Annotated in this window: 20 protein-coding genes; 10 read left to right on the top strand and 10 right to left on the bottom strand. The window is 69.5% G+C overall.

Annotated features, from left to right (window positions below; genetic code table 11):
* Positions 1-53: 53 nt before the first annotated feature.
* The 4 genes from OG787_RS12700 (at position 54) to OG787_RS12715 (ending at position 5,063) form a co-directional block, all read left to right on the top strand.
* Positions 54-3,383: a nitrate- and nitrite sensing domain-containing protein gene (locus OG787_RS12700; RefSeq protein WP_405535244.1), complete on the top strand. Its 3,330-nt coding sequence runs from the start codon at positions 54-56 to the stop codon at positions 3,381-3,383.
* 10 nt (positions 3,384-3,393) lie between these two features.
* A complete protein-coding gene (locus OG787_RS12705; protein ID WP_005479603.1) occupies positions 3,394-3,807 on the top strand; it encodes a roadblock/LC7 domain-containing protein in 414 nt (137 codons plus the stop codon).
* A 97-nt stretch (positions 3,808-3,904) separates the two neighbouring features.
* Complete coding sequence (locus OG787_RS12710; protein ID WP_369037135.1) at positions 3,905-4,501, top strand: DUF742 domain-containing protein; 597 nt, start codon at positions 3,905-3,907, stop codon at positions 4,499-4,501.
* Positions 4,482-5,063 (top strand): ATP/GTP-binding protein, encoded by a 582-nt coding sequence (locus tag OG787_RS12715; RefSeq protein ID WP_026248371.1) that lies wholly within the window; start codon positions 4,482-4,484, stop codon positions 5,061-5,063. Before OG787_RS12710 ends, OG787_RS12715 begins: the two co-directional genes overlap by 20 nt.
* A 233-nt stretch (positions 5,064-5,296) precedes the next feature.
* Here the strand turns inward: OG787_RS12715 and OG787_RS12720 are convergent, their stop codons facing one another.
* Entirely contained in the window at positions 5,297-5,485 is a 189-nt protein-coding gene (locus tag OG787_RS12720; RefSeq protein ID WP_369034835.1) for an acyl-CoA carboxylase subunit epsilon, read from the bottom strand.
* Positions 5,486-5,556: 71 nt separating this feature from the next.
* Entirely contained in the window at positions 5,557-7,089 is a 1,533-nt protein-coding gene (locus OG787_RS12725) for an acyl-CoA carboxylase subunit beta (RefSeq protein ID WP_369034884.1), read from the bottom strand.
* 386 nt (positions 7,090-7,475) lie between these two features.
* Here OG787_RS12725 and OG787_RS12730 point away from each other — a divergent pair, with 386 nt between their 5' ends.
* On the top strand, positions 7,476-8,084 hold the full coding sequence (locus OG787_RS12730) for a YceI family protein (RefSeq protein ID WP_369034836.1): 609 nt from the start codon (positions 7,476-7,478) through the stop codon (positions 8,082-8,084).
* An 87-nt stretch (positions 8,085-8,171) separates the two neighbouring features.
* Here the strand turns inward: OG787_RS12730 and OG787_RS12735 are convergent, their stop codons facing one another.
* Both OG787_RS12735 and OG787_RS12740 read right to left on the bottom strand, forming a co-directional pair.
* Positions 8,172-8,789: a YdeI family protein gene (locus OG787_RS12735; protein WP_405535245.1), complete on the bottom strand. Its 618-nt coding sequence runs from the start codon at positions 8,787-8,789 to the stop codon at positions 8,172-8,174.
* A gap of 66 nt (positions 8,790-8,855) precedes the next feature.
* Complete coding sequence (locus tag OG787_RS12740; RefSeq protein ID WP_405535246.1) at positions 8,856-10,340, bottom strand: ATP-binding protein; 1,485 nt, start codon at positions 10,338-10,340, stop codon at positions 8,856-8,858.
* A gap of 209 nt (positions 10,341-10,549) precedes the next feature.
* Here OG787_RS12740 and OG787_RS12745 point away from each other — a divergent pair, with 209 nt between their 5' ends.
* Positions 10,550-12,766, top strand: coding sequence for an ATP-binding protein (locus tag OG787_RS12745; protein ID WP_405535247.1), 2,217 nt, complete (start codon positions 10,550-10,552; stop codon positions 12,764-12,766).
* Between the two features lies 1 nt (position 12,767).
* On the opposite strand, the gene OG787_RS12750 is transcribed toward OG787_RS12745, so the two are convergent.
* Positions 12,768-13,175, bottom strand: coding sequence for an ATP-binding protein (locus OG787_RS12750; protein WP_369034840.1), 408 nt, complete (start codon positions 13,173-13,175; stop codon positions 12,768-12,770).
* A 112-nt stretch (positions 13,176-13,287) separates the two neighbouring features.
* Here OG787_RS12750 and OG787_RS12755 point away from each other — a divergent pair, with 112 nt between their 5' ends.
* The 4 genes from OG787_RS12755 to OG787_RS12770 all read left to right on the top strand — a co-directional run bounded on the left by OG787_RS12755 (position 13,288) and on the right by OG787_RS12770 (position 16,264).
* Entirely contained in the window at positions 13,288-14,109 is an 822-nt protein-coding gene (locus OG787_RS12755) for a Scr1 family TA system antitoxin-like transcriptional regulator (RefSeq protein WP_369034841.1), read from the top strand.
* Complete coding sequence (locus OG787_RS12760) at positions 14,106-14,306, top strand: DUF397 domain-containing protein (protein WP_369034842.1); 201 nt, start codon at positions 14,106-14,108, stop codon at positions 14,304-14,306. Before OG787_RS12755 ends, OG787_RS12760 begins: the two co-directional genes overlap by 4 nt.
* A gap of 475 nt (positions 14,307-14,781) precedes the next feature.
* The gene (locus OG787_RS12765) at positions 14,782-15,279 is read left to right on the top strand and encodes an N-acetyltransferase (protein ID WP_369034843.1); all 498 of its coding nucleotides are present in this window, start codon (positions 14,782-14,784) and stop codon (positions 15,277-15,279) included.
* 199 nt (positions 15,280-15,478) lie between these two features.
* Positions 15,479-16,264, top strand: coding sequence for a trypsin-like serine protease (locus OG787_RS12770; protein ID WP_369034844.1), 786 nt, complete (start codon positions 15,479-15,481; stop codon positions 16,262-16,264).
* Between the two features lie 376 nt (positions 16,265-16,640).
* On the opposite strand, the gene OG787_RS12775 is transcribed toward OG787_RS12770, so the two are convergent.
* From OG787_RS12775 to OG787_RS12795, 5 genes are all read right to left on the bottom strand, one after another.
* The gene (locus OG787_RS12775; RefSeq protein WP_405535249.1) at positions 16,641-17,993 is read right to left on the bottom strand and encodes a hypothetical protein; all 1,353 of its coding nucleotides are present in this window, start codon (positions 17,991-17,993) and stop codon (positions 16,641-16,643) included.
* 87 nt (positions 17,994-18,080) lie between these two features.
* A complete protein-coding gene (gene cimA / locus OG787_RS12780) occupies positions 18,081-19,685 on the bottom strand; it encodes a citramalate synthase (RefSeq protein ID WP_369034846.1) in 1,605 nt (534 codons plus the stop codon).
* Between the two features lie 307 nt (positions 19,686-19,992).
* Positions 19,993-21,303, bottom strand: coding sequence for a TolB family protein (locus OG787_RS12785; RefSeq protein WP_405535251.1), 1,311 nt, complete (start codon positions 21,301-21,303; stop codon positions 19,993-19,995).
* Positions 21,304-21,440: 137 nt separating this feature from the next.
* A complete protein-coding gene (locus tag OG787_RS12790) occupies positions 21,441-21,947 on the bottom strand; it encodes a hypothetical protein (protein WP_369034848.1) in 507 nt (168 codons plus the stop codon).
* Between the two features lie 40 nt (positions 21,948-21,987).
* Positions 21,988-25,098, bottom strand: a complete 3,111-nt coding sequence (locus OG787_RS12795; protein ID WP_369034849.1) for a CHAT domain-containing protein — start codon at positions 25,096-25,098, stop codon at positions 21,988-21,990.
* Positions 25,099-25,201: the final 103 nt, after the last annotated feature.

Below are 25,201 nucleotides of genomic sequence, written 5' to 3' on the forward strand. Positions count from 1 at the left end.
CTGAGAGACTGCGGCACAACGTTGGTGCCTTCCGCCGAGAGGTTGTTGGTCGAGTGAGGCGAAGCAAGAACGGTCCCGAGCCGTCGGCCCGGGGCAACTTCACCCCGCCGCCGCGCGGAGCGGCGTCCGCCCCTGTGCCCGGCTCGGAGCCGACGGCCCCACCCGCTCCGAGCGGCGGCCGTTTCTCCCCGCGCAACTGGCGCGTGCCGACCAGGCTGAACGCGATCCTGCTCATACCCGTGGTGGTCGGCCTCGTCATGGGCGGCTTCCAGGTGAAGAGTTCGATCGACACCTGGCAGGAGGCCGAGGACGCGGAGAGCACCGCACGCGTCGTGCAGGCCGCCCTGAACTACGGCGACGCGCTCTTCCAGGAGCGTGACATCACCGCGGCACCCCTGCTCCAGGGCAAGGGCCAGGACGACGCGACGGTCGTGAAGGCCCGTGCGGCCACCGACAAGGCCGCCGACGCCTTCGACGCCGCCGTGCAGAACATGCCGGACAAGCCGAGTGTCGAGCGCCGGCTGAAGCTGTTCCGCGAGGTTGAGCCCCAGCTGGAGACGGTCCGTGCGGCCGCCTACACCTCGAAGCTCACCGGCGTGCAGTCCGAGGAGAGCTACACCGCCATCACGCACACGCTGATGGAGTTCTCCAACGAGCTGGGCCTGGGCACGGGCAACATCACCGCCTACGGCCGGACCGTGTACGCGATCTCGCTCACCAAGGCGTCCGTCTCGCTGGAGCGTGCCATCGGCATGCACCTGCTGATCAAGCCGGGCCCGAGCGCGACCAGCTTCCAGGCCCAGCGCATCGCGCTCTCCTCGTACGCGTACCTGGAGCGGATCGCCATCGCGGAGTACATCGCGGGCGGCACCGCCGAGGACGCCAAGAAGCTGGAGGACGCGACCGCTCAGGTCACCGCGACGGGCAAGGAGATGGCCGAGCAGGCCGCCCAGGCCGCCGCGGCCAAGGGCGAGACCTATGTCCAGCCGCCGTCCGACCCCACCAAGATGATCTCGGCCCTGGCCGCGCTCTCCTCGACCGACACCAGCGCCCGCGCCCAGCTCGCGGCGAGCGGCATCACGCCCCAGAACTGGTGGGCGATCAACACGCTGAAGTACAACGCGTACCTCAAGCTGGAGACGGACCTCTCCAAGTCCGCGGTGGCCGAGGCGTCCAGCATCTCCGACGACGCCAAGCGCGACGCGATCATCGTGGGTGCGGCCGTCGTGGTCGCCCTGCTCGCCGCGTTCATCCTGGCCGGCATGGTGGCCCGCCAGATGAGCCGCTCGATGCGCCAGCTGCGCAACGCCGCCTTCGGTATCGCCGAGCAGCGCCTGCCGATGCTGGTCGACCAGCTCTCGCGCACCGACCCCGGCCGGGTCGACACCCGGGTCGCCGCGATCCCCATCAACACCACGGACGAGATCGGCGAGGTTGCCCGCGCCTTCGACCAGGTCCACCGCGAGGCGGTCCGACTGGCCGCCGAGCAGGCCCTGCTCCGAGGCAACATCAACGCGATCTTCACCAACCTGTCGCGTCGCAACCAGTCCCTGATCGAGGGCCAGCTGACCCTGATCACCGACCTGGAGAACAACGAGGCCGACCCGGACCAGCTGGAGAACCTCTTCCGTCTGGACCACCTCGCGACCCGTATGCGCCGCAACGGCGAGAACCTGCTGGTCCTCGCCGGCGAGGAGCCGGGCCGCCGCTGGGACCAGCCGGTCCCGCTGGTCGACGTCCTGCGCGCCGCCTCCTCCGAGGTGGAGCAGTACGAGCGCATCGAGCTGTCGGGCGTACCGGAGGCCGAGATCCACGGCCGCGCGGTCACCGACCTCGTGCACCTGCTGGCGGAGCTGCTGGAGAACGCCACGACGTTCTCGTCCCCCCAGACGAAGGTCCGCGTCACGGCGACCCGTCTCCCGGACGGCCGCATCATGGTCGAGATCCACGACAAGGGCATCGGCCTCACCGCCGAGGACTTCGCGGACATCAACCACAAGCTGGCCAACCCGCCGACCGTGGACGCCGCGATCTCCCAGCGCATGGGCCTGTTCGTGGTCGGCCGGCTGTCCGACCGGCACGGCATCCGCGTCCAGCTCCGTCCCTCGGGCGAGCAGGCCGGTACGACCTCGCTGGTCATGCTCCCGGACGCCATCACCCACGGTGGCGGTGGCGAGCAGCAGCTTCAGCGCGACGAGTTCACCGTCTCGCAGATCATCCCGGAGCAGCAGCCGCAGCAGCAGTACGTCGGCGAGAGCTTCGGAGCCGTCCAGCAGCAGCCGATGCGTACGGCGGCCGAGCTGGGCTTCGACGACAGCCGCTACACCGAGGTCCCGGACGACATACGCGAGCTGGACCCCGTAGGCCGCTCGCTGATGCGCGAGGAGCGCCGGGCGCAGCTGGAGGCCCAGACGCACCCCGAGCCGGGCCAGCACGAGGCCGGCGAGGTCCCCGCGTACGGCGACGACTTCACCGCGGCGCCGAACGGCCAGACCCCGGCCCTGGAGGAGCCCTTCGCGGGCTACGACCAGCAGACGGCGTACGAGGAACGGCAGCAGCCGTCGTACGAGGAGCCGTACTACAACGGGAGCAACGGCTTCCCGCAGACGGACGACTTCACCTCCGCCGGCAGCGACTACCCGTCGACGAACGGCTACTCGTCCACGAACGGCAACGGCGGCTACCCCGAGCCCGCGTACGCGGAGCCCGGCCAGGAAGAGCCCGCGCCGGCGCACGCCTCCGCCCCGGAGTCCTTCTCGGCCTTCGAGGAGCGGCGCTACCAGGACGACTGGCCGCAGCCGGAGAGTTACCAGAACGGACACCGCTCCGAGTACGCTCCGGAAACGGAGTCCGCGCAGGCCGGTGACGTGAGTGAGCGAAATCACGTAGGCTTCGAGCGTCCGGGACCGGCCCCCTCCGCCCCGCACACGCTGACCGATGCCGGGCTCCCCCGCCGTGGATCCACCGCGAGCGGCACCAGCAACGGCACCTCCCGGCAGCACGTGGGCCAGGAGACTCCGGCGCCGGCCCCCGCGGAGCAGAACGGCAAGGCGAACGGCAACGGAACCGGTCCCGACGACTGGCGCTCGGCCAACGACGAGCGCTGGCAGCAGGCGTCAGCGCTCCGCAAGCCCAAGGCGGGCGGGGTAACCTCCTCCGGCCTGCCGCGCCGGGTGCCGAAGGCCAATCTGATCGAGGGTGCCGCGGAAGCGACTCCCCAGGGCGGTCCGTCGGTCTCCCGCGCCCCCGAGGACATCCGGGGCAGGTTGAGCAACCTGCGCCAGGGCGTCCAGCGGGGACGCACCGCAGGTAGTGACACGAACGGCCAGGCCACCAGGAATCACCACGGTGGGCCTGACAGCACCTACAACCAGGAGCGTTAGTGTGAGCCCGATGAGCCAGGCGGCGCAGAACCTGAACTGGTTGATCACCAACTTCGTGGACAACACCCCTGGGGTGTCCCACACGGTGGTGGTCTCCGCCGACGGACTCCTTCTGGCGATGTCCGAAGGTTTTCCGCGAGACCGTGCGGACCAGCTCGCCGCTGTCGCCTCCGGTCTGACCTCCCTCACCGCTGGTGCCTCGCGCATCTTCGAGGGCGGCAGCGTGAACCAGACAGTTGTGGAGATGGAGCGGGGATTCCTCTTCATCATGTCCGTCTCCGACGGTTCTTCGCTCGCGGTCCTTGCACATCCGGAGGCCGACATCGGTCTCATTGGGTACGAGATGGCGCTTCTGGTCGACCGTGCCGGTACGGTCCTGACACCCGATCTGCGTGCGGAGCTCCAAGGGAGCCTTCTCAACTAGCAGACAGACGGTGCGTTTTGGCGTCCCGGGACGGTAGGTTTCGGACGCGGCTCCACAGTGATGCGGTGCCCCGGCACAGTCGGAGGAGGAGAAGAAAGTGGCAACACCCCCAGGCGGTTCGTCCTCGGGCAACTGGTCGTACGGCCCCGGCCAGGGTCAGGGCGGCCAGGGTCAGGGTGACCAGAACCGGTACAACTTCCCCTCCGCACCGAGCCACCGTCGGCAGCAGCCGTACGCACCCCAGAACCCGCAGGGTCCCGGGCCGTCGCCGTACGACCAGCCGCCGGCGCCGCGCATCCAGCCTGTACAGCCGCAGCGGCGCTCCCCCGAACCGTCGCCCGCGGGAGGTGCCAGCAATCCGCTGGTACGCCCCTACGCGATGACCGGTGGCCGTACGCGGCCGCGTTACCAGCTCGCCATCGAGGCGCTGGTGCACACCACTGCGCAGCCGCACCAGATGCAGGGCCAGTTGCCCGAGCATCAGCGGATCTGCAACCTCTGCCGAGAGATCAAGTCGGTGGCCGAAATCTCGGCGTTGCTGACCATCCCCCTCGGCGTGGCCAGGATCCTCGTCGCCGACTTGGCGGAGGCAGGCCTGGTCGCCATTCATCAGCCCGGCGGCGACGAGAACGCCGGCGGCCAGCCAGACGTGACTTTGCTCGAAAGGGTGCTCAGTGGACTTCGCAAGCTCTAGCGGAGGGCCTTCCCGCTCCACCACGTCCGCGAAAATCGTGGTGGCGGGCGGCTTCGGCGTGGGCAAGACCACGTTCGTCGGGGCCGTCTCGGAGATCAATCCGCTGCGTACCGAGGCCGTGATGACGTCCGCGTCCGCGGGCATCGACGACCTCACGCACACGGGGGACAAGACCACCACGACGGTGGCAATGGACTTCGGCCGTATCACCCTGGACCAGGACCTGATCCTGTACCTCTTCGGTACGCCCGGCCAGGACCGTTTCTGGTTCATGTGGGACGACCTGGTGCGCGGCGCGATCGGCGCGATCGTCCTCGTCGACACGAGGCGCCTCGCGGACTGCTTCCCGGCGGTCGACTACTTCGAGAACTCCGGGCTGCCCTTCGTGATCGCCCTGAACGGATTCGACGGGAACCAGCCGTACAACCCGGACGAGGTCCGGGAGGCGCTCCAGATCGGCCCGGACACGCCGATCATCACGACGGACGCGCGGCATCGGGCGGACGCGAAGAGCGCGCTCATCACGCTCGTGGAGCACGCGCTGATGGCTCGCCTGCGGTAGGTACGTGGTTTTGCGGCTACTGGGCTGCCTCGGACGGTTGTAGGCCGTCTGCGGCAGCCCTTCGGCTTGTCGCGCAGTTCCCCGCGCCCCTGAAGACGGCGGGGGCTGGTGCTTTCAGGGGCGCGGGGAACTGCGCGACAAGCCCCCACCGGCCCGCAGCCGACGCACATACGAAAGGGCCCCCCTCCCGCACCGCGGAAGGGGGGCCCTTTCAAAACCCAGACTCAGAAGGCTCAGTGCCAGCTGTGCGGCGCGCGGAACCCACCCTCGCGCTCCAGCCGACGCCAGCCGGCCTTCGGGCGCCGGTGAGCCGCAGGCGCCACCGGGGCTGCTGCCGCGCGGGCAAGAAGGACCGCCGTGATAGCGGCGACCTCTTCGGGCTCGGCATGGCCCTTCTCGACGCGAATGTCAGAGGTGTTCATAGGTCACAGTCTCCGTGAGAGAGGTTTCCGCGGGTGTACCGCGAAGGATCCGCTGGGTTACCACGCGGGGATCACTGCGGGGGGTTGCCGTGCTTTCGCGAGGGCAGATCGGCGTGCTTGGTGTGCAGCATCGCGAGCGACCTGATGAGCACCGAACGGGTCTCGGCCGGGTCGATGACGTCGTCGACCAGTCCGCGCTCGGCGGCGTAGTAGGGGTGCATCAGCTCGGACTTGTACTCCTTGACCATCCGAGCCCTCATCGCCTCGGAGTCCTCGGCGTCCGCGATCTGACGGCGGAAGATGACGTTGGCGGCACCTTCGGCGCCCATCACGGCGATCTCGTTCGTCGGCCAGGCGTAGGTGAGGTCGGCGCCGATGGACTGGCTGTCCATGACGATGTACGCGCCTCCGTACGCCTTGCGCAGGATCAGCGAGATCCTCGGAACGGTCGCGTTGCAGTAGGCGTAGAGGAGCTTCGCGCCGTGCCGGATGATTCCGCCGTGCTCCTGGTCGACGCCCGGCAGGAAGCCGGGGACATCCAGCAGCGTGACGATCGGGATGTTAAAAGCGTCGCACATCTGGACAAACCGTGCAGCTTTTTCCGACGCCTCGATGTCCAGGACCCCGGCGAGGCTCTGCGGCTGGTTGGCGACGATGCCGACGACCTGGCCGTCGAGCCGGCCAAGCGCGCAGATGATGTTGCGGGCCCAACGCTCGTGGACCTCAAGGAAGTCGCCGTCGTCGACGATCTCCTCGATGACCTTGGCCATGTCGTACGGCCGGTTGCCGTCGGCGGGGACGAGGTCCAGCAGGATCTCGCTGCGCCGGTCGGCGGGGTCCTCGGACTCGGCGCGCGGCGGGTTCTCGCGGTTGTTCTGCGGGAGCATCGCGAGGAGGTAGCGCACCTCGGCGATGCAGGTCTCCTCGTCGTCGTACGCGAAGTGCGCGACGCCGCTCGTCTCGGCGTGCACGTCGGCGCCGCCGAGGCCGTTCTGGGTGATCTCCTCGCCGGTGACCGCCTTGACGACGTCCGGGCCGGTGATGAACATCTGCGAGGTCTCGCGGACCATGAAGACGAAGTCGGTGAGGGCGGGGCTGTAGGCCGCGCCGCCCGCACACGGGCCGAGCATCACGGAGATCTGCGGGATGACCCCGGACGCCCTGGTGTTGCGCTGGAAGATGCCGCCGTACCCGGCGAGGGCGCTCACACCCTCCTGGATACGGGCACCGGCGCCGTCATTGAGGGAGACGAGCGGGGCCCCGGCCGCGATGGCCATGTCCATGATCTTGTGAATCTTGGTGGCGTGGGCCTCACCGAGCGCGCCGCCGAAGATGCGGAAGTCATGGGCGTAGACGAAGACCGTACGGCCCTCCACCGTGCCCCAGCCGGTGATGACACCGTCGGTGAACGGCCGCTTGGCCTCCAGGCCGAAGCCGGTCGCGCGGTGCCGGCGCAGCTGCTCGACCTCGTTGAAGGAGTCCGGGTCGAGGAGCAGTTCGATGCGCTCCCGGGCGGTCAGCTTGCCCTTGGCGTGCTGAGCCTCGGTGGCCTTCTCGCTGGGGCCGGCCAGAGCTCGCGCACGGATCTCGTGCAGCTCGGCCACGCGCCCGCGTGCGTCCGTCGGCTCTCCTGTCGGCTCGCCCGCGGACCCACCCTGCGCCTCGTCGATAAAGGTCATGTAGTGACCTTACGAAGTCGAGCAAGAAAACCGGGCCGTCGACTCCGTACAGTCTCCGGCGCGTTTTCCTGGTACCCCTGAACAGAACAACGTCGGCATGCAGCCGACCCGACTGCTCAGGGGGCGTTCGGGTTGTGGAGGTCTCACAAAGCCGTCGAGGCGGCACCCCTTCCACGCAGGGTGGGATTACGGCACCCGGAGTAACGTCGCCGACACTCCGCGGATGATGTTGAACATTGAACGGAATAGGACTACGGTTCCCCCCGTTGGATTGATTAAAGCTTCAACAACCCGTCCTCAAGGAGCACGTCATGGGTATCTTCGGCCGCAAGACCACCGACGGCGACGCAGCCACGGCCACCGGAGTCGTCACCCCGGAGCTCGCCGCACTGACCGGCGACTACACGATCGACGCGTCGCACACGACCATCGGCTTCGTCGCCCGGCACGCCATGGTGACGAACGTCAAGGGCAGCTTCCAGGAGTTCGAGGGCACCCTGCACCTCGACGGCACCGACCCGTCCAACTCGACCGCGTCCCTCGACATCAAGATGGACAGCATCGAGACGGGCTCCGCCGACCGCGACGGCCACCTGAAAAGCGCGGACTTCTTCCGGACGGACGAGTTCCCGACGATGACGTTCCGCTCGTCCAAGGCGGAGTCCCTGGGCGGCGACGACTACCGCATCACCGGTGACCTGGAGATCCTCGGCACCACCAAGGAGATCTCCATCGACCTGGAGTTCAACGGCGCGGCGAAGGACCCGTTCGGCAACGAGCGCGTGGGCTTCGAGGGCAAGGCCGAGATCCTGCGCTCGGAGTGGGGCCTGACGTGGAACGCGGCCCTGGAGACGGGTGGCGTCCTGGTGTCGGACAAGATCAAGCTGAACTTCGACATCTCGGCGATCAGGAACGCGTGACGCGACGCGTGGTTCCGCTGGATCCGCGCGAGACTTCGGGCGGGCGGAGGTGGAGCGGCACCGGGTGACGGATGCCCCGGTGGCCGCTCAGGGCCGGGAATCCGCGGCCCCCTCCGCCAGCCTGGCCACGGCCGCCGCGAGACGCGCGGCCCGGGTGTCCGGCGTACGGGCGGTGAGCAGCGGCAGGATCACTTCCTGGTACCGCCCCGTCCTGCCGAGCGCCTCGAAGGCCGCCTTGGCACGGGGCTCGCGCTCCAGCGCGGCGACGAGGTCGTCCGGGACGGAGGCCTCCCGCTGGGACTCGTACGCCGCCTCCCACCGCCCGTCCGCCTTGGCGGCGTCGACCTCCGCGAGCCCACCGGGCCGCATGAGCCCGGCCTCGACCAGCTCAGCCACCCGCCGCACATTGACCATCGACCATGCGCTGCCCCGCCGACGCGGGGTGATCTTCTGCAAGAAGTGCGAACCGTCGAGGCTCCTGCGCTGCCCGGTGATCCACCCATGACAGAGGGCCACGTCATTGACCTCGGCGAAGTCGACGGAGGTCAACCCCGACCCCTTCTTTGCTACCTTCACCCAGAGGGCGGCGGGTTGTGGGGAGGGGTGGGCGGCCAGCCAGGCGTCTAGGGCGGGGGCGTCGGCGAAGGGCTCGACCGGGATGCCGTCGAGGTCGCGTACGTCGGCCGGCTCGTCGGGGGTGGTCATGGGGACACGGTAGGTGGGGATTAGGCCAGATACTGTCCTAGTACCTTCCCTGGCAGGCCGCGCGGCTCACTCACCCGAGTACAACCGCGCCAGATCCACCAGAACGACCTCGCCCCGCTCCTCCGCAACCCGCAGATCCCCGGTGAACCCGGCCCCGCTGTAGCAGGCGAGCCGTACGACGGACGTGTCGACCCCGCGATCCGCCAGCAGGCGTTCGGCCTGCCGCAGGCGCTCAAGGTGCCCCGTCCCCATCACCTGGTCCCACTTGGCCTCCCCCAGGGAGAGCAGTACGCCGTTGTCCTGGCCCACCGCGCCCCGTACGACCACGTCGATCTCGTGGCTGGTACGGGCCGTCCGGTCGGGGACCGTCCCGTACGAGACGTCGATGGGCATGCCGCCGAAGGTGTCCGGCGCCGCGAAGTGGGCCACCCACTCACGGCAGACCTGTTCGAAGTGCGGGCCGACGACGGCGGAGAGGAAGCGGGGCCTGGCGGTCTCCCAGACGTGCTCGGCCATCCCCCGGTCCAGCAGGGCGAGCTTCGGCCGGGAGATGGCGTGGTCGAAGGCGATGAGCGGCTCGCCCACCCGGTAGACGCTGCGGTTCCCGCGGAACGCGTCCGTCTCCCTCCGTACGAGTCCGCAGTCCTGGAGGACGGTCAGCGGGTGTGTGATGTCGCTGATCGGGCGCTCCAGGCAGCCGGCGATGCGGCCCGCCGTGCCGTTTCCGGAGGCCAAGGCGGCGAGGACGGAGTGGTAGAGAGCGCGGTCCCGCAGGTCCGACTCGTCGGCGAGGAGATAACGGGCCTCGCGGTAGAGCGGGGAGCGCGGGGACAGTGCCGTACGGCAGACCCAGGCGTCGAAGTCGGCCAGGTCGACGGGGACGTCGTCGCGGACGAACTCCCTTCGGTAGGCGGGGGTTCCGCCGACGACGCTGTGCACGAGGAGCGCGAGGCGGTGGTCCTCGATGCCCCAGAAGGCGGCGGCCTGCCGGAAGTCGAGGGGATGGACGACGAGTTCGAGCCCGGCCCGGCCGCGCAGGGGTGACGTACCACTGAGCAACTTGCCCATGAACGAGAGCGAACTGCCGCAGAGGAGAAGTCGGGTACGGGAGTTCAGACGCTCGGGTCGGCGTGGTCCGTAGGCGACTTGAATGATGGAGGGGAGGGCGGGGGTGGCCCGGGCCAGGTACGGGAACTCGTCGATGACGACGGGGAGGGGACGTTCCGCGCCGAGTGCGAGCAGGGCGTCGATCGCCTGTTCCCAGCGGTCGAAGCGCATGGGGGCGACGGTGCCGGTGTACTGGCCCAGTTCCTCGCCGAAGCGGCGGAGCGAATCGGCCTCGGTCGCCTCGTACGCACAGAAGTAGAAACCGCCGGCAGCACGAGCGAGCGAGTCGAGAAGGAAGGACTTGCCCTGGCGGCGACGCCCGGAGATCACGGCCAGGGTGGCTTCCGGGCCGGTGTCGGACGCGAAGGCCGTCAGTTCGCTCCACTCCCAGTCACGGTCGAACATGTCTGCGGGTTTGGGCAGTTCACGGGTCGGGCGGGGCATGGTTGGCCTCCAGCAGGTTCACTTAGGGAAATACGTTTCCCGGAAGTACGTTTCCCTTAACTGCCTGGGCGCGGGATCGGTCACGGCAGCCGACGAGAGAGCAACTGATCCGGCCTCCCCCTGATCTCCCACGCCCTTTGCGCGACGGCGGGCCATGATGAGGACAAACGCGAAGAGTCGGGGGCTACGTAGTGGGACGGGCGGAATCGGTGGGCGACGGAGACCACTACGACTTTCGGGGCAGCACCTTCCACGGCCCCGTCATCGGTCGGGCCGAGCACGATCGCGGCGCGGGCTTCACCGCGATGTCCGCGCTCCCTGCTCCTCCGACGGCCTTCACCGGCCGTGAGCAGCACGTCAGGGCTCTGTTGGACGTACTCGATCCTGACAACACGGAAACCCGTACAGACGCCGTGTTGATCTCGGCGGTGGGTGGGCTCGGCGGTGTGGGTAAGACCGCGCTGGCTCTGCACGTTGCGCACGCCGCGCGTACTCGCTTCCCCGGAGGAACGCTCTTCGTCGACATGCGGGGCTACGACGACGCTCCTACGGCGCCCGAGCAGGCGGTGGAGTCCTTCCTGACCGCTCTCGGCATCGGACGCGAGAATCTCCCCTCCGCACCCGAGGAGCTGTACGCGCTGTACCGGTCGGCTCTGGACAGCCGGGGTTCTGTGCTGATCATGCTGGACAACGTCTCGGATGCCGCACAGGTCGTACCGCTGCTCCCCGGGAGCACACGGCATCGCGTACTGGTGACCTCCAGGGAGTCCCTGGACTCGCTCACCGCCCGGTCGATCTCCCTCGATTCGCTGTCACAGGACGAGGCGGTCGCTCTGATCGAGCGGGCCCTGCGCATCAGCGATCCCGACGACTCCCGAGCGTCCGCGGAGCCTGATGCCGTTCGGCAACTCGTCGACCTGTGCGGTCGCCTTCCGCTGGCGCTTCAGATCGCGGCGGCTCAGCTCCGCCGGCGTAAACCGCGCGCGGTCTCCACACTCGTCGCGGACCTTGAAGCAGCAATCGACCGTGTACGCGCGTTGCGCGCACCGGGCAGGGACCAGTACGACAGAGATCTGGTGCTTCGCCCGGTGTTCGACGTCACATACGAACGGCTCGACGCGGACCAGGCCAGACTGTTCCGGCTCTTGGCCCAGGCTCCGACGTCGGACTTCGGACAACCCACCGCAGTCGCTCTCTCCGGAGTGTCTCCGGACGACATCATGGAGAGACTTGAGGATCTGGCAGCCGTCTATCTGATCAGTTCATCGCCCGCCGGGGACCGTTGGGTGATGCACGACTTGCTGCGCGCTTACGCGGCCACTCTGAGCACCTCCGAGCCCGTACTCGCCCACGAGGCCACGGATGCCAGGAACAGCCTGCTCCAAGACTTCCTCCTACGAGCGGCCTCCGCCGACCAACATCTCCACGGCCAACTGCTTGCAGAGGTGCCAGATCGCTTCCCTGACCGGGATGCAGCACTCGCCTGGCTGGACACCGAGCACATTTCCCTCGTACGGGCCGTTGAGTGGGCAGAGATGGCCCAGCACAGCAGATTCGCCACCGCATTGGGCGTCTGCATCGACCGGTATCTGCACGTCCAGCGACATTTCACCGATGGAACCCGGGTGTCCGAAACCCTGCTGACGGCGGCCAGACGCGAGGAGGACCGGATCCTGGAGCTGTTCTCCCTGTCCGCCCTGGGGAATTCCCGGCACCAGCTGCGCCAGTACCGCGAGGCAGCCATCGTTCACACCAACGCACTACGACTTGCCTACGCGCTCGAAGATCGCAGCGCCCAAGCAACCAGCTGGAGCAACCTCGGTTTCTGCATGCACGAGTGGGGACAGCACGACATTGCGGCTCAGATGCTCGGGCGTGCGCAAGAGATGTTCGCTCAGGTAGGCGATGAGCACCGAGAAGCGATGGCTTGGAACACCTTGGGCATGCCGCTTCTGAAGCTTCGGCGGTTCGATGAAGCCGTGCGGGCTCACAACCGTGCCCAGCAGGCATTCCGCCGGGTGGGAGATCTGCAACGCGAGGCGACGGCATGGCTCAATCTGGGCGCAGCTCTGAGAGAGGTGTCCAGATTCGACGACGCTGCCAACGCGTACCAGAACGCCGCCGACCTCTTCGCCGAGCAGCACGACCGGTATGGAGAAGCCTCGGCTTGGAACCACGTAGGCAGTCTCCTGACTGCTCTTCGAGAATTCGAATCGGCATCAGAGGCACTCCACAAGTGCGAGGCCGTCTTTGTCTCCCTAAGTGACTGGCACCGCGTGGGAAATGTTCGATGGAACATCGCAAAGCTGCATGCAGCGCAAGGTCAAGCCCTCCAGGCAAAGGCCGCCTGGAGGTCTTCCGCCGATGCCTATGACCTCGCCGGGGACGAGGAGTTGGCCACCGAGGCACGCCAGTACGCCGAATGACTCACCGCAGCATCCCGAACTCGCACCACACCGATTTACCCGGGTCCCGCTCCCCCACACCCCATCTGTCCGCCAGCCCCGCCACGATGAGCAGCCCCCGTCCTTCCTCGGCTTCCGGACCGAGATCCGGCGTACGGATCTCGCCCGAGCCGCTGTCGTGGACCTCGACGCGCAGTACGCCGTCGGTGGCCAGGGCCAGTTGGAGGAGGAAGCCACGGCCCGGTGGTACGCCGTGGAGGAGGGCGTTCGTGGTCAGTTCGCTCACGCAGAGCAGCACGTCGTCGGTGCGCTCGGGTGCGCCCCAGTCGATGAGGGTCTCGCGGGTGAAGTCGCGGGCCAGGCGTACCGACCTGCGGTCGCGGCGGTACAACGCCTCGCGGCTGTGGAGGAGTTGGGGTTGTGCGTTCATGGGGCCACTGTCACAGGGAGTCACTACTGTGGAGCAGTACGTGAAGTCGTAGTTCCGATTGCTACGACTCCACTACGAGGGGTTCGGGTGGCGACGAGGGAAGGGGACGGGCATGCATTCGGTGAAGAGGCCCAGGCGGGGCAGTTCATGGCAGGCCATCGGGGCAGCGGTTGCCCACTTCAGGAAGCGGGCTCGGCTGACGCAGGAGCAGTTGGCGGAGCGCGCAAACATCCACGTCGACACCGTCGGGTCCATCGAGCAGGGGCGACTTGCGCTGCAACTCGACCGGGCGGAGCAGTTCGACGAACTGCTCGACACAGGTGGGGTGTTGGCCGTGATGGTGGTCAAGGTGCCCGTGCGGGAGCGGGTCGTCCAGTTCGCACAGGGGCTGGTCGAGCACGAGCAGGAGGCGCTCAGCCTCCTGTCGTACGAGACCCAGGCGGTTCCGGGGTTGCTCCAGACTCCGGAGTACTGCCGCGCCGTCTTCGACTATCGATATCCGGCAATCGGGAACGAAACTGCCGAGCAGTGGGTGAACGCCCGTATGGAACGCCAATTGATCTGGCAGCGGGAGCAGCCGCCGGTGGGGCACTTCGTCCTGGAGGAGAGCATCCTCCGTCGGGAGGCCGGCGGTCGGGAGGTGATGCGCGAGCAGATCCGCAAGATCCTCGAAGCCTGCGAACCCGTCCATGTGAGCGTGCAGATCATGCCCATGGACCGCACGCCCCACGCCTGTCTCGACGGCCCCATGGTGCTGCTCGAAACCCCGGATCACGAACGCCTGGTGTACCTGGAGGTGCAGCGCGCCAGCTTCCTTGTGGACGACCCCGACGAGGTCAGTTCCTATCACCTGAAATATGGAATGCTGCGGTCACAGGCCCTCTCTCCCGACGAGAGCGTGCGCCTCCTGGATGGACTGCTAGGAGAGTCATGACCACCGCAGCACGGCACCAGAACCTCTCGGACGACCTGGCGTGGTTCAAGTCCAGCCACAGCGGCAGTGAGGGGGGCAACTGCGTCGAAGTCGCCGCCCACACCTCCGCCATCCACATCCGTGACTCCAAGAACCCCTCCGGGCCCGTCCTCACCGTCTCCCCCGGTTCCTGGGCCGCGTTCCTGGACCGGACCTAGCTTGTGATGGACCGCGGTGCTGCGGCTGCTCCGCCGGGCCGATCCCGAACCAATTCATCGGCTGCCCCCGGTGCCGTATGAACAGGAAGGTGAACGTGAGTACGGACGACACCGAATGGGTCATCGTCACCCCCTGCGAAAACCTCCCCGGGCGCCCCGGACCCCTCGCCGCCCTGCGCGCTTGACTGCGGGAACACGGCATCGACTGGATGCCGTTCGTGCCGGGCGAGGTTCGGTACGACCTCGTGTGCGGGCCGGGGGGCGATGGGCACTGGCGCGGGTGGTTCACCGTGTATGTGGCGGCGGATGCGCTGCGCGCGCTCGGCCTTCATCCCGGGCAGTCGGCCGCACAGGGTGATGGCTCTTCCTCGCCGCCCGCCTGGTGGCACGCCGCCGGGGAGCGGTACGGCCGGCGGTGGCCCGCTCCCCCGGATAACCCGGTGCGAGGTGTCCACCCGGGCGTTAGCCTCCGATCATGACCTGGCTTCCCCGCGACTTCGTTCACCCGCTGCACGTCGACGTGCTCGATGGGTATCACCTGCGGCCGATTCGTGGGGCCGATGCCGCTCTCGACTACCCGACCGTCATGGGGTCGCGTGAGCGGCTGTGGAGCATCTTCGGGGAGGCCTGGGGGTGGCCGGCCGCCTCCATCACCTACGAGGCCAATCTCGCCGATCTGGAGCGGCATGCCGCCGAGATCGACGCCCATGAGTCCTTCAACTACGTGCTGCTCAATGGCGAGGAGAGCGTTGAACTGGGGTGTGTGTACATCGATCCGCCCGAGAAGGCCGGGGCCGATGCCGAGGTCTCCTGGTGGGTTGTCGACAGTGCCGTGGGGGGCGCGGTCGAGCAGGCGCTCGATGAGCTTGTGCCTCGGTGGATCGGGGATGACTGGCCCTTCGTGCGGCCTCGGTTCATCGGGCGTGATCTGTCCTGGGCGGAGTGGCTGCGGCTGCCCGACGCCGGTGCGTAGGCCGGTGTAGCCCCGGCTCGGGCCGGTGGCTCGATGGGCGCGGCCGGATTTCGCCCCTTGTGGGCGCGCTCACAGCGTTCCCATAATCCTTCAACAGATTTTGACCAGCTCATGCCATCAAGCGCACGAGTTCTTTCTGTTTGTTTGGCATGAGCCTGACATTTCTGCGTATGTCCAACCCCCCACGGAAGGCATCACGTTGAAGAAGCTCATCACCGCGCTCAAGAGAGCCGCAGCCGCCGGCGCCGCCGCGCTCGCGATCATCAGCCTTCAGCCCCTCTCCTCCGCCCAGGCCGCTCCGGCGCCCGTCGTCGGTGGAACCCGGGCCGCGCAGGGCGAGTTCCCGTTCATGGTCCGGCTCTCCATGGGCTGTGGCGGCTCGCTGCTCACCCAGCAGATCGTGCTCACCGCCGCGCACTGTGTGAGCGGCACCGGCGCCAACACCAGCATCACGGCGACCGCCGGTGTCGTGGACCTCCAGTCGACCACCGGCCGGGTCCAGGTCAGGTCCACGTACGTGTACCGGGCCCCCGGCTACAACGGCAACGGCAAGGACTGGGCGCTCATCAAGCTCGCCTCGCCCATCACCACCCAGTCCACGCTGAAGATCGCCACCACCACGGCCTACAACACCGGCACCTTCACCATTGCCGGGTGGGGTTCGGCCTCTGAGGGTGGCGCTCAGCAGCGGTACATGCTCAAGGCGACCGTGCCGTTCGTGAGCGACGCCACCTGCCGGTCCTACAGCGGGTACAGCGGGCTCGTCGCTGCTGACGAGATCTGCGCCGGGTACGCGTCCGGTGGGGTCGACACCTGCCAGGGTGACTCCGGTGGTCCGATGTTCCGCCGGGACAGTGCCAACGAGTGGGTTCAGGTCGGCATCGTCAGCTGGGGTATCGGCTGTGCCCGGGCCAACGCGCCCGGTGTCTACTCCGAGGTCTCGACCTTCGCCTCGGCGATCACCGCGGCGGCGGCGACTCTCTGACGGTCCTTCGTATCGGTCTCCGTACGACGTCCACGGGCTCGGCGCTCTCCTGCGCCGGGCCCGTGCCTGTACCCGTACGTCGTGGGGAGTATTTCGCCCCCGCCGCCCTTACCCGTCCCATCCCTGGGGGCTGCGCCCCCCAGACCCCCGCTTGTCGCGCTGAACGCGCTCGTCCTCAAACGCCGGACGGGCTGAAATGCCCCGGTCGGCGCTGATGGATCAAGCCCGGCCGACACCATCCAGCCTGTCCGGCGTTTGAGGACAAGGCCCGTTCAGAGCCGGAGCGGGGGTTCGGGGGCGGCAGCCCCCGAGGATGGGAACGGGTAAGGGCGGCGGGGGCGAGTGGGTGGTGGGAAGGCTGTCGGCCCGCGTCGGCTCAGAAGCCCCCGCCGAAGTCCCCGCCGCCCCCGAAGTCCCCGCCCCCGAACCCGCCGCCGTAGTCCCCGGAGTCGAAGTTCGCGCCGGACATGTCGCCGCCCTCGGGGCCGCGGAAGTCGCCGTATCCCTCGCCGTAGTCCGCCGCGTAGGACGGGGTGGCCATCATGCTGCCGAGCATCGTGCCGACCAGGAGGCCGGGCAGGATGCCGCCGCCGAAGTAGCCGCCTGCCCAGGGGCCGTACGCCGGGCCCGCGTCCCAGTACGGGCGGGGGCCCGAGGCCGTCTCCACCTCGCGGACCGCCGGGTCCTGGCCGTCGGCCAGGCGGGCCCGGTCGGCCGCGCAGACCGGGACCTCCCGGGGTGCGCCGCCCGCCGGGGTCCAAGTCTCGTCCGCTACCGACGGGCCGTGGCGCGGGTCGAAGAAGCAGGGGCCGCGGCGTTCGGGCAGCGGGCCGCCCTCGCGGCGGGCCGCCAGTTGCGCGAGCGAGAAGCGGCCGTCCTCCAGCGTCTGCGTCACCGCGCGTACTTCCTCCGGGCGCCTCGTGGCCGCCATCAGCGACTTCGCCTTCTCGTACGCGTCCAGCGCTCGTTCGTAGTCCGCGCGCATCGCGTCGTCGGCGCCCGTCTCGGCGGGGTGGAAGTCGAGTCGGTCCAGTTCCTCGCCGAACGCCGTGATGTCCTCGTCGACCACGACCGTCAGCTTGGCGAGCGCGGCTCGCTGCTCCTCCTCGTGCCGTCGCCGGTTGCGCCGGACCAGTGCGTACGCGCCCGCGCCGCCCGCCGCCAGCACCGCGCCGACCGCGATCAGCGCACCGGCGTCCACTCCGCCACCGGAGTCGCCACCGCTCCAGGTGGCCGGAGCCGAACCGCCGACACTGCCACGCAGCGCCGCGTCGACGAAGTCGTTGAGCTGGGCCTTCGGGTCGTCCGCGCCCCGCACGGCTGTGACGAGGTTGGCGACCGCCGACTCGCTCAGCACGCCGCTGTCGGCCCGGGCACTGAAAAGGTCGCCCAGGCGTACGGCGTACAGGCCCGTGATGCCGGTCTCCGTACGGAGGTTCGTGAAGAGGTTCTCCGCCGGGTAGTCGGCCGGGAGAACGGCCACGAACAGCGGTTTGTCCGCGTCCTTGATTTTGGCCGCCAGCGCGTCCGCGTCGGCGGCGGAGAGGAGGTCCTTGGCTTCCGGGTCCACGTACACCGGGCTTGCTCGCAGTGCCTCGGCGACTTTCGAGAGGTCGGTGGCCGCCTGGGCGCCGGGCGCGGCGGCCGTCAGCAGCGCGAGTACCGCGAGTGTCGCAACGAAGGGCACCAGCAGCAGGCGTACGAGAGAACGGACCAGTACGGCCTTCATATCTTCGAAGCTACCCGAAACGGGATGCAAACGGACACCCTTGGGAGTGGGGGGTGGGGTCTGAGGCCCCACCCCCCACCGTCTCCACTACTCCGCCGGTTCCACGCCCGCCCGCAGCAGCCCGTACGTGTACGCGTCCGCCAGGGCCTCCCACGACGCGGCGATCACGTTGTCGGCCACGCCCACCGTCGACCACTCGCCCTTGCCGTCCGAGGTGGAGATGAGGACTCGGGTCGTGGACTGGGTGCCGTGCTTGCCCTCCAGGATGCGGACCTTGTAGTCGACCAGCTCCAGCTTGGCGAGCGGCGGGTAGATCTTCTCCAGGGCCACCTTCAGGGCTCGGTCGAGGGCGTTCACCGGGCCGTTGCCCTCCGCCGTCGCGACGATGCGCTCGCCCTTGGCGAAGAGCTTGACCGTGGCCTCGTTGGCGTGGCTGCCGTCAGGGCGGTCCTCGACGATCGCGCGCCAGGACTCGACCTCGAAGTACGTACGGGCCCTGCCCTCGACCTCCGCGCGGAGCAACAGCTCGAAGGACGCGTCGGCCGCCTCGAACGTGTAGCCCTTCAGTTCGCGTTCCTTCACGCGTTCCACGACCCGGGCCACCAGCTCACGGTCGTCGCCCAGGTCGACGCCCAGCTCCTTGCCCTTCAGCTCGATCGAGGCTCGGCCCGCCATGTCGGAGACCAGCATCCGCATGGTGTTGCCAACCTGCTCGGGGTCGATGTGCTGGTAGAGGTCCGGGTCGACCTTGATCGCCGAGGCGTGCAGGCCGGCCTTGTGGGCGAAGGCCGAGACTCCCACGTACGGCTGATGCGTGGAGGGCGTCAGGTTGACGACCTCGGCGATCGCGTGGGAGATGCGGGTCATCTCGCGCAGTGCACCGTCGGGGAGGACCTTCTTGCCGTACTTCAGTTCCAGGGCCGCGACCACCGGGAAGAGGTTGGCGTTGCCCACGCGCTCGCCGTAGCCGTTCGCCGTGCACTGGACGTGGGTCGCGCCCGCGTCCACGGCGGCGAGGGTGTTGGCGACCGCGCAGCCCGTGTCGTCCTGGGTGTGGATGCCGAGGCGGGCTCCGGTGTCGGCGAGGACCGTGGCGACGACCGCCTGGACCTGGGCCGGGAGCATCCCGCCGTTGGTGTCGCAGAGGATGACGACGTCGGCGCCGGCCTCGGAGGCGGCCCGGACGACGGCCTTCGCGTACTCGGGGTTGGCGCGGTAGCCGTCGAAGAAGTGCTCGCAGTCGACGAAGACGCGGCGGCCCTGGGAGCGGATGTGGGCGACGGTGTCGCGGACCATCTCCAGGTTCTCGTCGAGGGTCGTGCGCAGCGCCAGTTCCACATGGCGGTCGTGGGACTTGGCGACCAGGGTGATGACGGGTGCGCCGGAGTCGATGAGGGCCTTGACCTGCGGGTCCTGGCTCGCCTTGCCGCCGGCCCGGCGGGTGGCGCCGAAGGCCACCAGCTGGGCGTGCTTGAAGTCGATCTCCTGCTGGGCGCGGGCGAAGAACTCGGTGTCGCGCGGGTTGGCGCCCGGCCAGCCGCCCTCGATGAAGCCGACGCCGAAGTCGTCCAGGTGCCGTGCGATGGCCAGCTTGTCGGCGACGGTGAGGTTGATGCCCTCGCGCTGGGCGCCGTCGCGCAGGGTGGTGTCGAAGACGTGGAACGAGTCGTCGAGTTCGCTGGGTTCCGTCATGGTCTCAAGGCTCCTGGGATGTCGATCTCGGTCTGTACCGGAATGACCGGCTCCACCGTCCTCCGATGATCCCTCGCGCTCCTTCTCCGGCTGAAGGTGGGCCAGAAAAGCGAAAAACCCCTCGCGGGTGCGAGAGGTCTGCGCGCGGGTCGAAGACGACGGTGGCCGCCCGTACCTGGTCGTACGTGGCGGTCACTGCGGACCGGCGCGCCTGCTGCCAATAATCGTGGCGAACGAGAGCACGGGGGCAGTCTGGCACAGACCGTCCCCGTGCTCCCGGGTGTCTCAGCATTCGAACCCCGGGTGCTCAGCGCATACGGCGGACGAACCCGTCCGAGTGGCCGTTCGTGTCGCCCTTGACGATGTCGGTCGCGGACGACAGGAAGCCCACCAGCCTGCCGTCGCGGCTGAGCGACGAGGGCGCGCTGTACCCGGTCGGCTCGGTCGCGATACCGCCCGTGACCGTCCTGCTGACGAGGCGGGTGGCTCCGGTGCGCAGGTCGTGCAGATAGACGTTGTCGACGTAGTCGCCGGCCGGTGTCCGCACCGGGAAGTTGTACGCCAGGTACCGGCCGTCGCCGCTGAGGAGATTGCCGCTCAGGCTCCGCTGCCCCGGGCCGTCGTGCTGGATGCGCCGGGTGACGTCCGTGCGCAGGTCGCGCACATAGAGGTGGAAGCCGTTGGGGGTCGGGTCGCCCACCAGATCGGTGAGGGAGCTGAAGGCGATGTACCGGCCGTCGTCCGAGAGCGAGCCGCCGACGGCACTGGCGTCGGCCTGCGACGGCGAGCCCGCGCTGTCGACGTTGGCCTGCTCCTCCTTGCCGGTCCGGCGGTCGAACACCATCAGTTCGCTCCGGCCGCCGCGCGGGTGGCGGATGTCGTACTCGACATAGCGGCCGTTGCCACTGATCCCGGTGCTGTAGACCGTCCACTCAGGGTGTTCGTGACTGATCCGGGTGACCTTGCCGGTGCGGCGGTCCGTGACGTACGCCGCGAGGTGGTAGCTCGTGCCGCCCTCCATACGGGCGATCGGCGCGTTGAAGGCGACGTACCGGCCGTCGTCGGAGATCCCGACGCTGCCGTACGCGTTGGCGGTTCCGCCGTCGGGTGTCGTGCTCACCCGTTCCGTGCGGCCGGTGCGGCGGTCGTGGACGTACACGTCCTCGTGGGAGAAGCCGGTGGGCGGCTTTCCGCCCCAGTCGACGAGGTTCGTCGCGTCGGAGGTGAGGGCGACGTACCGGCCGTTGCCGCTGATGCGCGCGTTGTGCGTGTCACCGCCCGTCGACTGGGTGCCGTCCGAGGCGACGCTGACGCGGGTCACCTTTCCGGTGCGCAGGTCGCGCACGAACGCGTCCGAGTCGCCGTTGGTGTCGCCCGGCACGATGGTGGTGCCGAAGGTGGCGAACGCGGCGAAGCGGCCGTCGTCGCTGAGGGTCGGCCCGCCCGAGTCGCCGTCGGACTGCACACCCTTGGCCGACACGGTGACCCGCTCGGTGACGCCCGGTCGTGGCGCCTTCCCCGGCGCCGACGACGCCGTGGTCGTGGGAAGTGCGAGTGTGCCGGCGGCGAGCGCGGCGATGGTCGTCGCCCGCACGAACCGCATGGCTCTGCTGGTCATGTGTTTCCCCGTTTCCCCCGGTGCACATTCCCCCTGTGCACTGCTCCCCCGGCCCCGTGCCGAGGGCTCACTGCGATGCAAACGCACCTTCACGGTAAGGGTCAATCGGTCTTATTGCGTACAACCTGGACGAGGGTTCACGCGTCCGTGTGGTCCTCCTCGGCTCCGGGAACCGGCGCCCAGCGGGCCGCGTCGGGGTCGTAGCGCAGGGTCGTGTGCCGGAAGCGGGTGAGGTCGAGATCGCGGAGGCCGGCGAGGGCGGCGGCGTCGGACTCCGGGCCCAGCAGCAGCCGTACGCCGGTGTCGGTGTCCTGGAGGACGATCAGGCGGGGCTCTTCGGCGGCGGACGCGGGTTCCGGTCTGCGTCGTACCGTCTCCTTCAGCTTCCGGTACAGGTCGTCGGAGAGCCTGCTGCCGAGGCCGCCGAGGAAGGAGTGGAGGGGCAGGGCGACGAGCAGCAGCCAGTGGAGTTCGGCCACGGCCCGGCGTACGGGCCAGACCTTGACCCGTACGGTGAAGCCCAGGGCGGCGAGCGCGGCGACGACGTCCGACTCCGTACCGGGGGCCTCGCGGGCGCCGATGTAGACGTCCGCGGCGGGTGGTGTCTCCTCGGCGGTGCGGTCGTAGGTCGTGTGGTCGGCCATGGCCTTCCTCCCCCGTGTGGCGTGTCGGTCAGGTGGTGTGTCAGTCCGCTTCGTCCTCGCCGATCCGGATCAGCCAGGCCGATTCCGGTTCCCGTACGACGGCGCGGGCGGCCCCGTCCGGGCCGAACAGCAGTGCCTCGGTGAACCAGCGGGAGTCGAACCGCCGGTGGGCGGCGCGCTCGCCGGTGCGGGTGTCCCAGACGTCCACGCCGCTGCGTCCGGCGGTCGCCAGCCGGGTGCCGTCGGCGTTGAACGCCACGAGGGAGACCGGACCCAGCGAGCCGAACCGGCGCACCTCGACCCCGGAGCGGGCGTCGAGGACGCGCGCGCCGTCGGTTCCGTGGGCGATGGCGAGCCGTGCTCCGTACGGGCTGACGTCGACGTCGAGGACGGCGGAGTTCCGGGCCACTTCCAGGCTGAAGTCCCCGGTGACGATGGACCACACCCGCGCCCCGGCGGGCCCCGCGGTGGCGAAGCGCAGCCCGTCCGCCGACCAGGCCAGCCGGTACGGGCGGACGTCCAGCCGCAGCCGTCGGCGGCGGGCAGCCGGCTCGCCCGTGTCCCAGATGTACGCCGACGCGGCCGTGGTGACGAAGACGGCCTTGTGCCCGAGCGGGCTGAAGCCCATCGCGCACACGTCGTCGGGCAGCCGCATCTGCCGTAGCTCGACGCCCCGCGTGACGCTCCAGATCCGTACGGTCCCGTACTGGGCCGTGGCCAGCTGGGCGCCGTTCGGCGTCAACGCGACACAGGTCACGCCATCGCCCTGACGGCCGCCGAGCAGCCGCGCGGCCCGTGTGGGGGTGTGCGACAGGGTGGCGACGACATGCCCGCCGAGGTCGAGCACATCCGCGCGCCCGCTCTGATACCCGACGGCCACCCGGCTCCCGTCCCGGCTGAACCCGAAGGACCGGGCCCCGGGCTCCTCCGACACCCGGACGTCCCCGTCCCGCCCCGGCTCCGGCCGCCGCCCCACGCTCGGCGGCACGACGGGCCGCGGCGGGTAGGACGCCCACGAGGGCGTACGCCAGAGAGGGCCGGAGACGGTGGGCGGGAGGGGGTTCTCCTCGTGGGCGCCGGGGCCGGAGAGCGGGGTGTCCGTCGGGAGCGTGAGGTCGGGCGGGAGGGGGAAGCCGCGCGGTTCGGAGAAGAAGACGGTCTGGTGGTGGGTGGAGTCGGAGGACGGCTGGGGAGGGGCTCCGGACCGGTCGACGAGCGGTCTCCCGAGGCCGGCGGCAGCCTCCGAACCGGCGTCCGACGGCGACGAGCCGCCCGACTCGGGCCGCTCGGCCTTCTCTGCCCAAGGGTCGCGCCGTACGGACTCCGGGCCGGCCCCTGCCGACGGCGACCCCGGCGGTTCCGGCCGGGGGTCCCGCCGTATGCCCGCCGAGCCCGAGTCCGCCGAGCCCCTGGCCATCGGGGGCGGCCAGGCCGGGTCCGGCCCGGATCCCTGCGGCACCTGCCCCTCGTCCGGCGGCTCGGGCGGGCGGTCCTGCTGGGCGATCCCCTCTTCGCCCGTGTCCGGTGTCTCATCAGCGGTCTTCTCCCCCTGCACCGCCCGGCGCGCCTGCGCCACCAGCCCGTCCGGATCCGGGTCCGCCGGAGAGAGCGCGGCCAGGCGGGCACCCGCCGCGAGTACCGCCTGCCACTGGGAGACCCTGTGCAGGTCCGTGATCTCCTTGCGGAGTGCGGCGACCGCCTGTTCGTACCGGGCCTGCCGCAGGCGGTGGGCGGCGTCCCGGTATCCGGGTTCCGCCGCGACCACGGCGCCGAGGTGTTCCACGGCCGCGTCCCAGTGGCCGTGATCCGCGGCGCCCGTTCCGGCCGCGTACAGGGAGGCCAGGCGGCGGCCCCGTATCGCCTCGTCCAGCTTCACCCTGCCGCTCTGGTACCCGGGGTCCTGGGCCACCACCGCGCGGAACGCGGACACCGCGTCGTCCCAGCGCTCGGTGTAGAGCGCGGCCAGGCCCTGGACGTACATGTCGTGTATCTCGCCGGTGTCCCGGCGGGCCGTGCCGGAGCGGGCGCCGCCCCGGTCGGTGAGGTCGAAGAGGAGGCCGTCGAGGGAGCGCATGTAGAGGACCGGCGTGCCCCACTCCAGCGTGCCGCGCAGGGCGAGGCGGATCGCCTGGCGGGCGTCGGTCACCGCCGCGTCGACGGGCAGACGGTGTGCTAGACCCTCGTAGAAGGTGCGGCTGAACTCCTCGGCGGCCCGGTCGGAGATCGGGAACTGCATGGCCAGGGCCGCCGGCACGCCCCGTTGCAGCAGGGCGCCCGCCACACTGGAGAACGGGTCGGCGGCGCTGGAGCGGCCCGTCTCGCAGGCGTTGAGGACAACCAGGCGCAGGGACGGTCTGCCCTCCAGGACCATGGCGAGGTTCTCCGCGCCCAGGTCGTAGCTGCCGCCGCCCTCCGCGCTCAGCCGCAGGGCGCCCTCCTGGGCGGTGGCGTCGAAGCCACCGTGGCCGATGAAGTGGAAGACGTGCCACTGGCCGGCGTCGCCGCCCCGGCGCAGAGCGGTGCGCAGATCCCGCCAGGTGTCGCCGGCCGTCCAGCCCAGTTCGATCAGCCCCTCGCTCTCCAGTCCCGACAACGCGCTGCTGAGGCGCTGCTGTTCGGCACGGACGGCCAGAGGTTCCTGGTCGTCGGGGGCGGCGGCCATGCACAGGATGCGCAAGGGCGGCCGTACTCTCAACGGGCGTTGTGGCGCCGCCACCTGGGGGTGGCGGATGAGGGGTGTGGTCGGGCAGACGTAGTCGTTCTGGGCCTCGTCGAAGAGGAACTCCCAGGGGAGACGGGCGAGTTCCGGCGGGCGCACCCGCAGGACGACCCGGAGTCTGCGTTCCTCGTGCACCGCTCGATGCCGGGCCGCCGCGAGCAGCGCCCTTCCGTTGTCCGGCAGGAGCACGTCGAAGAGCAGCCGGCCGAGTTCCTGGATCGGCCGCTCCTCCGGGGTGGCGCTGCGCCGCACCTGCGCGGAGGAGGCGAGGACCGCCTCCGGCACCCGGGCGGTCAGTGCGCGCAACTCGTCGGCGGAGACGGAGATCCTGGTCAGACCGGAGGTCTCACTGCCGTCGGGCGCACGCCAGGTCACCTCGTAGCCGTGCCCGGAGCCGCGGCCGATCTCGACCTGGAAGTCCAGTGCTTCCATCCGCCGCACCATCTCCCCCGAACCGCGCCGGAATGCCCCGCAGTAGGGCATATTCACCATGCCACGCCCGGCAGTTGAGGGGGAGGGATTCCGGGAGACCTGT

It is taken from the genome of Streptomyces sp. NBC_00075 (assembly GCF_045041225.1).
GTDB classification, from domain to species: domain Bacteria; phylum Actinomycetota; class Actinomycetes; order Streptomycetales; family Streptomycetaceae; genus Streptomyces; species Streptomyces adonidis.